This window comes from Streptomyces sp. NPDC054849, from assembly GCF_053610945.1.
Genome location: NZ_JBSGZI010000027.1, coordinates 74,189 through 88,315, shown reverse-complemented (window position 1 = coordinate 88,315; position 14,127 = coordinate 74,189). Strand labels below are relative to the sequence as shown.

At 70.2% G+C, this 14,127-nt stretch carries 6 protein-coding genes, 1 tRNA gene and 1 rRNA gene; 6 read left to right on the top strand and 2 right to left on the bottom strand.

Annotation, left to right across the window (positions count from 1 at the left end; all coding sequences use genetic code 11):
* Both rrf and ACWGIF_RS15155 read left to right on the top strand, forming a co-directional pair.
* Positions 1 to 93, top strand: a 5S ribosomal RNA gene (rrf, locus tag ACWGIF_RS15160); the annotation flags it as partial.
* A gap of 5 nt (positions 94 to 98) precedes the next feature.
* Positions 99 to 174: transfer RNA gene (locus ACWGIF_RS15155), tRNA-Thr, on the top strand.
* A gap of 88 nt (positions 175 to 262) precedes the next feature.
* On the opposite strand, the gene ACWGIF_RS15150 is transcribed toward ACWGIF_RS15155, so the two are convergent.
* Complete coding sequence (locus ACWGIF_RS15150) at positions 263 to 775, bottom strand: DinB family protein (protein WP_453496547.1); 513 nt, start codon at positions 773 to 775, stop codon at positions 263 to 265.
* A 41-nt stretch (positions 776 to 816) separates the two neighbouring features.
* Positions 817 to 3,402 carry a SpoIIE family protein phosphatase gene (locus ACWGIF_RS15145; RefSeq protein ID WP_453496544.1) on the bottom strand — a complete coding sequence of 862 codons (2,586 nt, stop codon included), beginning with the start codon at positions 3,400 to 3,402 and terminating at the stop codon, positions 817 to 819.
* 168 nt (positions 3,403 to 3,570) lie between these two features.
* On the opposite strand from ACWGIF_RS15145, the gene ACWGIF_RS15140 reads away from it, so the two are divergent.
* The 4 genes from ACWGIF_RS15140 to ACWGIF_RS15125 all read left to right on the top strand — a co-directional run bounded on the left by ACWGIF_RS15140 (position 3,571) and on the right by ACWGIF_RS15125 (position 14,054).
* A complete protein-coding gene (locus ACWGIF_RS15140; protein ID WP_453496541.1) occupies positions 3,571 to 9,093 on the top strand; it encodes a HAMP domain-containing protein in 5,523 nt (1,840 codons plus the stop codon).
* Positions 9,094 to 9,366: 273 nt separating this feature from the next.
* The gene (locus ACWGIF_RS15135; protein WP_453496538.1) at positions 9,367 to 10,050 is read left to right on the top strand and encodes a response regulator; all 684 of its coding nucleotides are present in this window, start codon (positions 9,367 to 9,369) and stop codon (positions 10,048 to 10,050) included.
* Positions 10,051 to 10,165: 115 nt separating this feature from the next.
* The gene (locus ACWGIF_RS15130) at positions 10,166 to 12,940 is read left to right on the top strand and encodes a DNA translocase FtsK (protein WP_453496535.1); all 2,775 of its coding nucleotides are present in this window, start codon (positions 10,166 to 10,168) and stop codon (positions 12,938 to 12,940) included.
* A 220-nt stretch (positions 12,941 to 13,160) separates the two neighbouring features.
* Positions 13,161 to 14,054, top strand: coding sequence for a RodZ domain-containing protein (locus tag ACWGIF_RS15125; protein ID WP_453496533.1), 894 nt, complete (start codon positions 13,161 to 13,163; stop codon positions 14,052 to 14,054).
* The last annotated feature ends 73 nt before the right edge of the window (positions 14,055 to 14,127 follow it).

Sequence of the window (14,127 nt, the reverse complement as noted above, 5' to 3'; positions counted from 1 at the left end):
ACGCCCGGTTACATTCCGAACCCGGAAGCTAAGCCTTTCAGCGCCGATGGTACTGCAGGGGGGACCCTGTGGGAGAGTAGGACGCCGCCGAACAACCCGCCCTTTTAGCTCAGTCGGTAGAGCGTCTCCATGGTAAGGAGAAGGTCAACGGTTCGATTCCGTTAAAGGGCTCCAACAAAGAAGGCCCCCGCCACATGGCGGGGGCCTTTTTGCGTTTATGACCTTGCGCGGTGCGATGGTTCCGCGTGGGTCTCGACCGGGCTCAGTAGTAGCCCTTGTGGCCGTCCACCAGCTCGCGCACCGCGTCCAGGTGGCCGGCATGACGGGCCGTCTCCTCGATCATGTGGAGCATGACCCAGCGTACGGAGGCGGCGCCGGCCTTGAACTCCTGGTTGAGGCCGGTGTCGTCCAGTGCGAGGGTCGCGAGGATCTCGTTCGACGTCGCGCACTGGCGGTCGTATGCGTCCAGGAGCTGCCGGAGGGGGATGCCCTCCACCTTCATATCGGCGTCCTCCACGTCCCCGAACTGGGGGTTGGTGTGGGACGGCCGGTTCAGGAGCATCACTTCGAACCAGCAGTGCTCGACCCAGCGCATGTGGGAGACGAGTCCCGCCGCCGTCATCAGGGGCGAGGACGGAAGGACGGGCCGGTGGGCGTCCTCGTCGGAGAGGTCCTCGCACTTCCAATGGATGATCGAACGCTGCATGTCGAGCCAGCCCAGCAGCTGGGTGCGTTCGTCGGCGGTGTGATCGGGGCGGATCCGGGGGGTCGGCATGGGCGCCGAGGCTAGCGCAGGCGCCGGGCGCCCGCATCGGGTTATTCGCCCGGGCGCTGGTGCGGGACACGGAACGCGAGGATCGCCATGTCGTCGGAGGCGGGTTCGGCCGCGAAGCGTTCCACCGCGCGCAGGACGCGGGAGGCGACCGCGCCGGCGGTGAGGCCGGTGCAGGTGGTGAGGACTTCGGCGAGGCCGTCGTCGCCGAGCATGCGGGTACCCTCGCGGCGCTCCGTCACGCCGTCCGTGACGCAGAGCAGGACGTCGCCGGGGTCGAGGGTGAGGGTCTGCTCGTAGAGGTCCAGGTCCTCGATCACGCCCAGCAGCGGCTGCGGGTCGGCGGCCGCGTCGACCCGGCCGTCGGGGCGCAGGCGCAGCGGGAGCGGGTGGCCCGCGCAGACGACCTTCATCAGGGCGCCGCCGTCGGGCCGGGGGTGGAGCTCGCCGTAGAGGAGGGTGAGGAAACGGCTGCGGGCGCCTTCGTCGAGGATGGCCGCGTTGAGGCGTTCGAGGACGGCCGGGCCGCCGAGGCCCTCGCGGGCCAGCAGACGCAGTGCGTGCCGGGCGAGGCCGGTGACGGCGGCCGCCTCGGGGCCGGTGCCGCAGACGTCGCCGATGGCGAAGCCGTACACGCCGTCGCGGATCGGGAAGACGTCGTAGAAGTCGCCGCCGACCTCGTTGCCCTCGCCGGCCGCTCGGTAGATGACCTCGACCTCCATGCCGGGGATGGCGGGGGAGCCGGGCGGCAGCAGGCTGCGCTGGAGGGAGCGGCTGATCGCGGTGCGCTCGGAGTAGAGGCGGGCGTTGTCGAGGGCGAGGGCGGCCCGGCGGGAGAGGTCCTCGGCGAGTTCGAGGATCTCCTGGCGGAAGTGCTCCTCCCGCGGCTTGCCGAGGGTGAGCAGGCCGATCACGCGGTTGCGGGCGAGGAGGGGGAGGACCACCGTCTCGCCGCCGACCGCGAGGGCCGTCTCGGGCCACGGGCGGGCGCCGGCCTCGCGGACCGATTCGGGCGGGCTGACCTGGGAGAGCAGGTCCTTGAGGCCGTCGATGCGCTCCTCGTCCTCGTGCAGGACGTAGGAGAGGTACGGGTCGGAGGTCTGGTCGGCGATGGTGTAGACGGCGCACCAGGTGGCGAGGGTGGGGACGGTCATCTGGGCCATGAGGGCCAGGGTCTGGTCCCGGTCGAGGGTGCCGGCCAGGAGGTCGGAGGCCTCCACGAGGAAGGACAGGGAACCGCGGCGCAGGCGTTCCAGTTCGCCGAGGCGGGCGGATTCGACGGCGAGGGCGATGCGGTCGGCGGCGAACTGGAGGTGCAGGGCCTCTTCGTTGGAATAGCGGCCGGGGGCCTCGGCGGCGACGCCCAGGGAGCCGGTGAGCCGGCCCTCCACCTTGAGGGGGACGGTGACCGCGGAGCGCATGCCGGTGGCCTCCAGGAGCGGGACGGCTCCGGGGACGGCGGTGAGGTCGTCGTGGACGGCCGGCATGCGGGCGGAGCCGTAGCGGTTGGTGCCGGCCTCGACGGGGACGCGGGCGAAGCGCTGGCGCGTGGAGGGCAGGCCGGTGGTGGCGCGGACCTCCAGCTCGGTCTCGTCGTCCGTGGCGAGCAGCAGGAAGGCGGCGTCGGCGTCGAGGAGGTCGCGGGCCCGTTCGACGGTGCGCTGGAGGAGGCCGTCGAGGTCGTCGGGGGCGGGGGAGCCGATGAAGACCTCGAAGGGGTCCGCCGGGCGTGGGTCGGTGAAGTGGCCGCTGTCGGAGGAGGGCACCCGTACGGGGGTCTGGAGCAGGGCGCGCTCGTCGTCGTGGACGAGGAGGCAGACGATGGACGGTTCGCCGTGGGCATCGCGGACCCGCAGGTGGGAAGCGTAGACGGGGATGACGCGGCCGTCGGAGCCGCGGACGCCGTAGCTGCCCTCCCAGCGGGACAGGCGCAGGGCCTCGGCGATGCCGGTTCCGGTGCCGGGGGTCTGCGGCCAGGCGGCGAGCTCGGCGAGCGGGCGGCCGACGACCTTTTCGGCGGCGTAGCCGAAGATGTGCTCGGCGTCCTCGTTCCAGGCGGAGATGGTGTCGGCCGAGTCGATCTGGACGACGGCGACGCGGACTCGGCTGTCGGCGAGGGGGAGCAGCTGGTCGGGGACGACGGGGCCTGCCGAGCGGGTACCGACCGGCCGGTCCGGGAGGTCGAGGCGGAACCAGACGTGCTTGTGCGTGGCGGTGTACTCGACGCCCCAGCGGGTGGCGAGGGCGGCGCAGAGCATCAGGCCGCGGCCGTTCTCGCGGTCGGGGTCCGCGTACGGGCGGTCACCGGGGGGCTGGAGGGGGAGCTCACGCTCCGGGTAGCGGTCGGCGACCTCGACGCGGATGCCGCCCGTGGAGCGCAGACACAGCACTTCGGCCCGGGTTCCGGCGTGGACCACGGCATTGGTGACGAGCTCGCTGGTGAGGACCACCGCGTCGTCGACGATGTCCGCGAAGCCCCAGCCCTGCAGGGTGTCGCGGACGAACGCGCGAGCGGCGGCGACCGAACGCCCGAGGGGGTCGAAACTGGCAGCCGCCCGTGCCGTGATCACGAGTCTCCTTCGACGCGGTTGGACATCGGGTGCCAGGTTACTTACCTTCGCGGTCGGCATGGTGCCGTCGTCGGGGAATCCACTCGCAGGGTACGGCCGGTGTGCGATGGTGCCGAAGTGTTATGGCCGGGTTCGGCCAGGGTGAAACACTGGGCAGGCTTGCAGAGCCGGCTTGTGACGAGTCAGGTGTCCGGTGGAACAGTGGTCGACCCTTTCGGGAGGGACACGGTGGAGTCTGGCGCAGCGGTGCGGCGTACGGGGACGCGGCCGAAGGGCGGTCGTGCCCGGCGCAGCGGTACGACGGAGGTCGATACCGCCGCTCTGAACCGGCTGCTCACGGCCCTGGTGTCGATGCGGGACGGAAACTTCCGCAAGCGGCTGACGGTGTCCGGCGAGGGCGTGATGGCGGAGATCGCCGCCGTCTACAACGAGGTCGCCGACCGTAACCTCCACCTGACCGGGGAGCTGTCCCGGGTCCGGCGGACGGTGGGCCGCGAGGGCAAGCTGAGCGAACGGCTTGAAACAGGTGCTTGCGAGGGCTCCTGGGCGGCTGCGATCGATGCCTCGAACCAGTTGGTGGACGACCTGGCCCGACCGGTGTCCGAGGTGGGCCGGGTACTGTCGGCGGTGGCCGAGGGCGATCTGGACCAGCGGATGGACTTGCGGACGCAGGCCGCCGAAGGGGTCGGGCATCCGCTGCGCGGGGAGTTCCTGAAGGTCGGGCGCACGGTCAACAACCTGGTCGACCAGCTGTCCGCGTTCACCGACGAGGTGACGCGCGTGGCGCTGGAGGTGGGTACCGAGGGCAAGCTCGGTGGACAGGCCCAGGTACGCGGAATGTCGGGTTCTTGGAAGGACCTGACCGACTCCGTCAACACGATGGCGTACCGGCTCACCGCTCAGGTGCGTGATATCGCTCTCGTCACGACGGCGGTCGCCAAGGGCGATCTGTCGCGCAAGGTCACGGTGCACGTGGCCGGTGAGATGCTCCAGCTGAAGAACACCGTGAACACGATGGTGGACCAGCTGTCGTCCTTCTCCTCCGAGGTGACCCGGGTCGCCCGCGAGGTGGGGACGGAGGGCGAGCTGGGCGGTCAGGCGAAGGTGCCCGGGGTCGCGGGCGTGTGGAAGGACCTGACCGACTCGGTCAACACCATGGCCGGCAACCTGACGGCCCAGGTGCGCGGGATTGCGCAGGTGACGACGGCGGTCGCGAACGGCGACCTGTCGCAGAAGGTTCGGGTCAGCGCGCGCGGCGAGGTGGCGCAGCTGGCCGAAACGATCAATCAGATGACCGAGACGCTGCGGACCTTCGCGGACGAGGTCACGCGTGTGGCCAGTGAGGTCGGGGCCAAGGGTCTGCTGGGCGGCCAGGCGCAGGTGCCGGGGGCGGCGGGGACGTGGAAGGACCTCACCGACTCGGTGAACACGGTCTTCCGCAATCTCACCACCCAGGTGCGGGACATCGCCCAGGTGACGACGGCGGTGGCCAACGGCGATCTGTCGCAGAAGGTCACGGTGGACGTGGCCGGCGAGATGCTGGAGTTGAAGAACACCGTCAACACGATGGTGGACCAGCTCCAGTCCTTCGGTGCGGAAGTGACGCGTGTGGCCCGTGAGGTCGGCGTCGAGGGTGAGCTGGGAGGCCAGGCGCAGGTGCCGGGGGCGGCGGGGACGTGGAAGGACCTCACCGACTCGGTGAACACCGCCTTCCGCAACCTCACCGGGCAGGTCCGCAACATCGCGCAGGTGACGACGGCGGTGGCCAACGGCGATCTGTCGCAGAAGGTCACGGTGGACGTCTCCGGCGAGATGCTCCAGCTGAAGAACACCGTGAACACGATGGTGGACCAGCTGTCCTCCTTCGCCGACCAGGTCACGCGGATGGCGCGGGACGTGGGTACGGAGGGCCGCCTCGGCGGCCAGGCCCGGGTGGAGGGGGTGTCCGGCACCTGGAAGGAACTCACCGACTCGGTCAACTTCATGGCCGGGAACCTGACCTCGCAGGTGCGCCAGATCGCGCAGGTGACGACGGCGGTGGCCCGGGGCGACCTGTCGCAGAAGATCGACGTGGACGCCCGGGGAGAGATCCTGGAGCTGAAGAACACCATCAACACGATGGTCGACCAGCTCTCGGCCTTCGCGGAGCAGGTGACCCGGGTGGCCCGGGATGTGGGTACCGAGGGCCGTCTCGGCGGTCAGGCGCAGGTGCCCGGGGTGGCCGGCGTATGGCGCGACCTGACGGACTCGGTGAACGGCATGGCCGGGAACCTGACCTCGCAGGTGCGCAACATCGCGCAGGTCGCGACGGCGGTGGCGCGCGGCGACCTGTCGCAGAAGATCGACGTGGACGCCCGGGGCGAGATCCTGGAGCTGAAGAACACCCTCAACACGATGGTCGACCAGCTCTCGAACTTCGCGGAGCAGGTGACGCGGGTGGCCCGGGAGGTGGGTACCGAGGGCATCCTCGGCGGTCAGGCCGAGGTCAAGGGTGTCTCCGGCACCTGGAAGGACCTCACCCAGTCCGTCAACTTCATGGCGAACAACCTGACCTCGCAGGTGCGCAACATCGCCGAGGTGACGACGGCGGTCGCGATGGGCGACCTCTCCAAGAAGATCACCGTCGATGCGAAGGGCGAGATCCTCGAGCTCGTCACGACCGTGAACACGATGGTGGACCAGCTGTCCTCCTTCGCGGAGCAGGTGACGCGGGTGGCCCGTGAGGTGGGCTCCGAGGGCATCCTGGGCGGTCAGGCCCGGGTGCGCGGGGTGACGGGCATCTGGAAGGACCTGACCGACAACGTCAATCTGATGGCCAACAACCTGACCTCCCAGGTGCGCAACATCTCCCAGGTCTCGGCGGCGGTCGCCAACGGCGATCTGACGAAGAAGGTCACGGTCGAGGCGCGCGGCGAGGTCGCGCAGCTCGCCGACACCGTCAATACGATGGTGAAGACCCTTTCCTCCTTCGCCGACGAGGTGACGCGGGTGGCCCGCGAGGTGGGTACGGAGGGACGCCTGGGCGGCCAGGCGCACGTGCCGGGCGTCTCGGGGACGTGGAAGGACCTCACCGACTCGGTGAACTTCATGGCCTCCAACCTCACCGGACAGGTGCGGCAGATCGCCATGGTCACGACCGCCATCGCCAAGGGCGACATGACCAAGAAGATCGACATCGATGCCCGGGGCGAGATCCTGGAGCTGAAGACCACGATCAACACGATGGTCGACCAGCTGTCGTCCTTCGCCGACCAGGTGACGCGGGTGGCCCGCGAGGTGGGCACCGAGGGCATCCTCGGCGGCCAGGCCCGGGTCCGGGACGTCGACGGCACCTGGCGGGACCTGACCGAGTCCGTGAACGAGATGGCCGGGAACCTCACCCGCCAGGTGCGTGCGATCGCGGCCGTGGCCACCGCGGTGACCCGCGGCGACCTGAGCCTGAAGGTCGACGTGGACGCGGCGGGCGAGATCCAGGTCCTCCAGGACAACATCAACACGATGATCGTCAACCTGCGCGACACCACCCTGGCCAACAAGGAGCAGGACTGGCTCAAGGGCAACCTCGCCCGGATCTCCGCCCTGATGCAGGGGCGGCGGGAGCTGGACGACGTGGCCTCGCTGATCATGAGCGAGCTGACGCCGGTGGTCTCGGCGCAGCACGGCGCCTTCTTCCTGGCGCTGCCGGCGGGCGGTACCACCGAGATCGGGACGGAGGGGGGCGCGGACGGCTCGTACGAGCTGCGGATGCGCGGGAGTTACGCGTACGCGGGCGGTCAGATGCCCATCTCCTTCCGGCCGGGGGAGGGGCTGATCGGGACCGTCGCGGAGGAGAAGCGGACGATCCTCGTCGAGAACACCCCGCCGGGTTACCTGAAGATCTCCTCGGGGCTCGGTGAGGCGCCGCCGGCGCACGTGATCGTGCTGCCGGTGCTGTTCGAGGGGAAGGTGCTCGGTGTCATCGAGCTGGCCTCCTTCACGCCCTTCACACAGATCCAGAAGGACTTCCTCAGCCAGATCGCCGAGATGATCGGGACGAGCGTCAACACCATCAGCGTCAACTCCAAGACGGAGATGCTGCTGAAGCAGTCGCAGGAGATGACCGAGCAGCTGCGGGAGCGTTCCGACGAGCTGGAGAACCGGCAGAAGGCGCTGCAGGCCGCGAACGCGGAGCTGGAGGAGAAGGCCGAGCTGCTGGCCCAGCAGAACCGGGACATCGAGGTGAAGAACACCGAGATCGAGGAGGCGCGGCAGGTCCTGGAGGAGCGCGCCGAGCAGCTCGCGGTCTCGATGCGCTACAAGTCCGAGTTCCTGGCGAACATGTCGCACGAGCTGCGGACGCCGCTCAACTCGCTGCTGATCCTGGCCAAGCTGCTCGCGGACAACGCGGACGAGAACCTCTCGCCGAAGCAGGTGGAGTTCGCCGAGACCATCCACGGTGCCGGTTCGGACCTGCTGCAGCTGATCAACGACATCCTCGACCTGTCGAAGGTCGAGGCCGGGAAGATGGACGTCTCGCCGACCCGGATCGCGCTGGTCCAGCTCGTGGACTACGTGGAGGCGACCTTCCGGCCGCTGACGGCTGAGAAGGGCCTGGACTTCTCGGTACGGGTCTCCCCGGAGCTGCCGGCCACCCTGCACACCGACGAGCAGCGGCTGCTCCAGGTGCTGCGCAACCTGCTGTCGAACGCGGTGAAGTTCACCGACAGCGGGGCGGTGGAGCTGGTGATCCGGCCGGCCGGGGCCGATGTGCCGACGGCGATCCGCGAACAGCTGCTGGAAGCCGGTTCGCTGAGGGAGGCGGACGCGGACCTGATCGCCTTCTCGGTGACCGACACGGGGATCGGGATCGCGGCGAGCAAGATGCTGGTGATCTTCGAGGCGTTCAAGCAGGCGGACGGGACGACGAGCCGCAAGTACGGCGGCACCGGGCTGGGTCTGTCCATCAGCCGGGAGATCGCCCGGCTGCTGGGCGGGGAGATCCACGCGGCGAGCGAGCCCGGCCGCGGGTCCACCTTCACGCTGTACCTGCCGCTGCACCCGAGCGAGCTGCCTCCGCAGGGGTACGCGCCGCCCACGCCCGGCGGAGCCCGCGGCGAGCTGTACCGCAGGTCCCCCGACGGGGCGCGGCCCGCGCTGCCGGCGCCCCCGGCCGTACCGTCGGCGCAGCCCCAGCAGGGGCGGCCCGCGCTGTCGGCCCCGGAGCAGGCCGGGCAGGGGACGGGCGGCGGGGCCGCGTTGTTCCGGCGGCGTCGCAAGCCGTTGAGTGATCTGGAGCCGCGCACGGCGGTGCCGGGGCAGCCGAACGCCATGGGGGCCGAGGACGGTTGGGGCAGCGCGCAGGAGGAACTTCCGGTGGCGCCCCGGACGTACGACTTCCACGGCGAGAAGGTGCTCATCGTGGACGACGACGTACGCAACGTCTTCGCGCTCACCAGCGTGCTGGAGCAGCACGGACTGTCCGTGCTGTACGCGGAGAACGGGCGGGAGGGCATCGAAGTCCTGGAGCAGCACGACGATGTGACGGTCGTGCTGATGGACATCATGATGCCCGAGATGGACGGGTACGCGACGACCTCGGCGATCCGGCGGATGCCGCAGTTCGCGGGGCTGCCGATCATCGCGCTGACGGCGAAGGCGATGAAGGGGGACCGGGAGAAGGCGATCGACTCCGGTGCTTCCGACTACGTCACCAAGCCGGTCGACCCCGACTACCTGCTGTCGGTGATGGAACAGTGGATGCGCGGCAAGTGATCACCGGGAGAGCGGACGGATACCAATGCCGACTCACTGTGGCCGGGGCGGTGTGGGAGCTCGGCAAACGGGGAACCTTCTGCTCTCCCACCACGTTTCTGCTTCGTGCACAGTGACATCTTGGTGACAGGGTGTGGCGATCTCGGGACTGGGGCTACGATGACCGGCACAAGGACGGACGGCGCAAGGATGGCGTCCTCTGGGGCGGGGCCCGGCACACACGCCGGAGCCAGGAGCCGGGGAGGACCCGTGCCGGGGCGAGGAGGACAGGGCATGGTGCAGAAGGCCAAGATCCTCCTGGTCGACGACCGGCCGGAGAATCTGCTGGCGCTGGAGGCCATCCTCTCCGCGCTCGATCAGACACTGGTCCGGGCGTCGTCCGGGGAGGAAGCGCTCAAGGCGCTGCTGACGGACGATTTCGCGGTCATCCTGCTGGATGTCCAGATGCCGGGTATGGACGGGTTCGAGACGGCCGCGCACATCAAGCGGCGGGAACGGACCCGGGACATCCCGATCATCTTCCTCACCGCGATCAACCACGGTCCGCACCACACGTTCCGCGGCTACGCGGCCGGTGCGGTGGACTACATCTCCAAGCCCTTCGACCCCTGGGTGTTGCGCGCCAAGGTCTCGGTCTTCGTGGAGCTGTACACGAAGAACTGCCAGCTCCGCGAGCAGGCGGCCCTGCTGCGCCTGCAGCTGGAGGGCGGCAGCTCGAACGGCGTGGATGCCGGCAAGGAGACGGCCGGACTGCTGGCCGAGCTCTCCGCGCGGCTCGCGGCGGTCGAGGAGCAGGCCGAGGCGCTGACCAAGCAGCTCGGCGAGGACTCGGCCGATGCGGGCGTCGTGGCGACCGCCGCCCATCTGGAACGCAAACTCACCGGACTGCGGCGGGCGCTCGACGCGCTGGAGCCCGGGACGGCCGGAGGGGCTCCGATCCTGCCCGCGCAGAACTGACCGAGCGTGCGGCTGTCCTGGCGGAGCGTCAAAGCGACGACCGGGCTGACGACACGAACGGGTGAAGGGGTGGGCACGCGTGTCCACCGGCGTGCGCACCGGTAACCTCGGCCCCATGGCCTCACGTACGTCCGGTAAGGGTTCCCCGAGCACCGCGGGCACCGCGAAGGGCCGCACCGGCCGTACGACGGCGCCGGCGAAGAAGGCGGCTCCCGCACGCAAGCCTCCGGCGAAGAAGGCCGCGGCTGCCAGGCGGGCGCCGGCCAAGAAGGCCGCGGCCAAGCCCGCGCCGTCCCCGACGGGAGGCGTGGTCCGGCTGGTGCGCGCCGTGTGGCTGGGCTGCGCCCACGCCGTGGGCGCCGTCTTCCGCGGGATCGGCCACGGGGCCAAGAACCTCGACCCCGCCCACCGCAAGGACGGCCTGGCGCTGTTGCTTCTCGCCCTCGGGCTGATCGTCGCCGCCGGTACCTGGTCGAATCTGAACGGACCCGTCGGGGATCTGGTCACCATGCTGGTCACCGGTGCCTTCGGACGACTGGACCTGCTCGTGCCGATCCTGCTCGGTGTCATGGCGGTTCGTTTCATCCGCCATCCCGAACAGACCGACGCCAACGGCCGCATCGGCGTCGGGCTGTCCGCCCTCGTCATCGGAATCCTGGGCCTGGTCCACATCGCCTGCGGAGCGCCCGGCCGGGACGAGGGCACCACCGCGATGCAGAACGCGGGCGGGCTCATCGGCTGGGGAGCCTCCAAGCCGCTGATCTTCACCATGGGTGCGCCGCTGGCCGTGCCCCTGCTGGTGCTGCTGACGATCTTCGGGCTGCTCGTGGTCACCGCGACCCCGGTCAACGCGATCCCGCAGCGGCTGCGCCGGCTCGGGATCCGGCTGGGGATCATCGCCCCGAACGAGTACGACGAGGGGTACGGGGAGCCCGAGGCCGGCCCGGGCGAGCGGCACGACCCCGAGCAGTGGCGGGCCCGTGGCCGGGCCGGCGGCGCGGGCTCCGGCGCCCCGGCGGACACCGCCGAGGAGGAGGCGCTCGCCCGGCGGCGCAGGCCGCGCAGAAGCTCCGTCCGTCCGGCCGCGGACCGGGAGATGGACGCCGTCGACGTGGCCGCGGCGGCCGCCGCCGCGCTGGACGGGGTGGTCTACGGCGGAATGCCGCCCTCCCCGCTCGTCGCCGACCTCACGCAGGGGATCACCGTCGAGCGGGAGGGAGCGGAGGCCACCGCTCCGGTGCCGACCGCCCGCGGGGAGCGTCCCGTACCGGCCGTCGCCCCCGCGGCCCCCGGCGAGCGGCCGCACGCCACCACCGCCGCGGCCTCCGGGACGCTGGCGGTGCCCGACCTGACCAAGGCCCCGCCGCAGACCCAGGCGCTGCCGCCGCGCGCCGAGCAGCTCCAGCTGCGCGGGGACATCACGTACGCGCTGCCCTCGCTCGACCTGCTGGAGCGCGGCGGGCCGGGCAAGACCCGCAGCGCCGCCAACGACGCGGTGGTCGCCTCGCTGACGAACGTCTTCACGGAGTTCAAGGTGGACGCCCAGGTCACCGGCTTCACTCGGGGCCCGACGGTCACCCGTTACGAGGTGACCCTCGGCGCCGCGGTGAAGGTCGAGCGGATCACGGCGCTGGCGAAGAACATCGCCTACGCCGTGGCCTCGCCGGACGTCCGGATCATCAGCCCCATCCCGGGCAAGTCCGCGGTCGGCATCGAGATCCCGAACACCGACCGCGAGATGGTCAACCTGGGCGACGTCCTGCGCCTCGCGGACGCGGCCGAGGACGACCACCCGATGCTGGTCGCGCTGGGCAAGGACGTCGAGGGCGGCTACGTCATGGCCAACCTCGCCAAGATGCCGCACGTGCTGGTCGCCGGTGCCACCGGCTCCGGAAAGTCCTCCTGCATCAACTGCCTGATCACCTCCGTCATGGTCCGGGCCACCCCGGAGGACGTGCGGATGGTGCTGGTGGACCCCAAGCGGGTCGAGCTGACGGCGTACGAGGGCATCCCGCACCTGATCACTCCGATCATCACCAACCCCAAGCGGGCCGCGGAGGCGCTCCAGTGGGTCGTGCGCGAGATGGACCTGCGCTACGACGACCTGGCCGCCTTCGGCTACCGGCACATCGACGACTTCAACCAGGCCATCCGGGACGGCAAGATCAAACTGCCGCCGGGCAGCGAGCGCGAGCTCAGCCCGTACCCGTACCTCCTGGTGATCGTCGACGAGCTGGCGGACCTGATGATGGTGGCCCCGCGCGACGTCGAGGACTCGATCGTCCGGATCACCCAGCTGGCCCGCGCGGCCGGCATCCACCTGGTGCTCGCCACGCAGCGGCCCTCGGTGGACGTGGTCACCGGCCTCATCAAGGCCAACGTGCCCTCGCGCCTCGCCTTCGCCACGTCCTCCCTCGCCGACAGCCGGGTCATCCTCGACCAGCCGGGCGCCGAGAAGCTGATCGGCAAGGGCGATGGGCTGTTCCTGCCGATGGGCGCCAACAAGCCGGTCCGCCTCCAGGGCGCCTTCGTCACCGAGGACGAGATCGCCGGGATCGTCCAGCACTGCAAGGACCAGATGGCGCCGGTCTTCCGGGACGACGTCACCGTCGGGCAGAAGCAGAAGAAGGAGATCGACGAGGACATCGGCGACGACCTGGACCTGCTGTGCCAGGCGGCGGAGCTGGTGGTCTCGACCCAGTTCGGTTCCACCTCCATGCTCCAGCGCAAGCTGCGGGTGGGTTTCGCGAAGGCCGGGCGGCTCATGGACCTCATGGAATCGAGGGGCATCGTGGGTCCGAGCGAGGGTTCGAAGGCGCGCGACGTGCTGCTGAAGGCCGACGAACTGGACGGGGTACTGGCCGTCATCCGCGGCGAGGCCCATCCGTGATGAAACCGCGGGCAACCGTTTCCCTTGGGCTCGCGTCAAGTTGAAGGGAGGTGGCGGCACCTCGCACGACATCGCGTACGGCGTCGGGCCGCCGGACCGGACGGGACCTGCCGTCGCCATTCGGATGGCGTAGGAAGTGCACCCTCCGGTTGCTCCACCCTTTCGTCACCCCCCTAGACTGGACTTCCAGCAGGTGGCTACACGCTCGAAAGGCGCCCTTGTGTCCATCGGCAACTCCAACTCCCCCGAAGAAGAGCGGCCTTCGACCGACGACCGGTCCGAGGACCGCATCGTCGAACGTCCTGTCGAAGAGCCTTCCATCGGGACGGCCCTCAAGAAGGCCCGGATCGCCGCCGGGCTCACTGTCGACGAGGTCAGTTCCACCACCCGCGTGCGCATCCCGATCGTGCACGCGATCGAAGAGGACGACTTCACGCGGTGCGGCGGCGACGTCTACGCCCGCGGTCACATCCGTACGCTCGCCCGCGCCGTCCACCTCGACCCGGCACCCCTGGTCGAGAGCTACGACGCGGCCCACGGCGGCCGGCCGGCACCCACCCCCGCCGCGCCGATGTTCGATGCCGAGCGCATCCGCCCCGAGCGGCAGCGGCCCAACTGGACCGCGGCCATGGTCGCCGCCATCGTCGCCGTGATCGGCTTCGTGGGCTTCACCGCCTTCAGCGGCGGCGGCGACAAGGACAAGCGGCCGGTGGCGGAAGGTTCCGCCTCCCCGAAGCCCGCACCCCACCAGACCGGCGGCAAGCCGGCCGCCCAGCCCCAGACCCCTCAGGCACCCAAGCCGGAGCCCTCGGACAGCGCCATCGCCGCCGCGCCCAAGGACCTCGTCACGGTCGTCCTGACGGCCGACACGGGCGAGAGCTGGATCTCCGCGAAGGACTCCACCGGTCGGCTGCTCTTCGACGGCACCCTCGTGCAGGGTGAGTCCAAGACCTTCACGGACAAGGAGTCCGTCGACCTCGTGCTCGGCGACGCCGGGGTCGTGAAGCTCTTCGTGAACGGTAAGGAGATCAAGGACGACTTCCAGCCAGGTCAGGTGGAACGTCTCACATACACCAAGGAAGACCCTCTGCAGGATCAGCCCCAGGCGGGCTGACGAGAGAGCCGCCCCAGGGCGGAACGCGTGAATCCGGGTCCCCGGGGTGCCACACCGCACCCCGGGGATCTTG

Bases quoted from the DNA above. Each gene is read 5' to 3' on its own strand.
- ACWGIF_RS15145 (WP_453496544.1), bottom strand. From the start codon at position 3,402: ATGCCGACCGCGAAGGTAAGTAACCTGGCACCCGATGTCCAACCGCGT.
- ACWGIF_RS15150 (WP_453496547.1), bottom strand. From the start codon at position 775: ATGCCGACCCCCCGGATCCGCCCCGATCACACCGCCGACGAACGCACC.
- ACWGIF_RS15135 (WP_453496538.1), top strand. From the start codon at position 9,367: ATGGTGCAGAAGGCCAAGATCCTCCTGGTCGACGACCGGCCGGAGAAT.
- ACWGIF_RS15130 (WP_453496535.1), top strand. From the start codon at position 10,166: ATGGCCTCACGTACGTCCGGTAAGGGTTCCCCGAGCACCGCGGGCACC.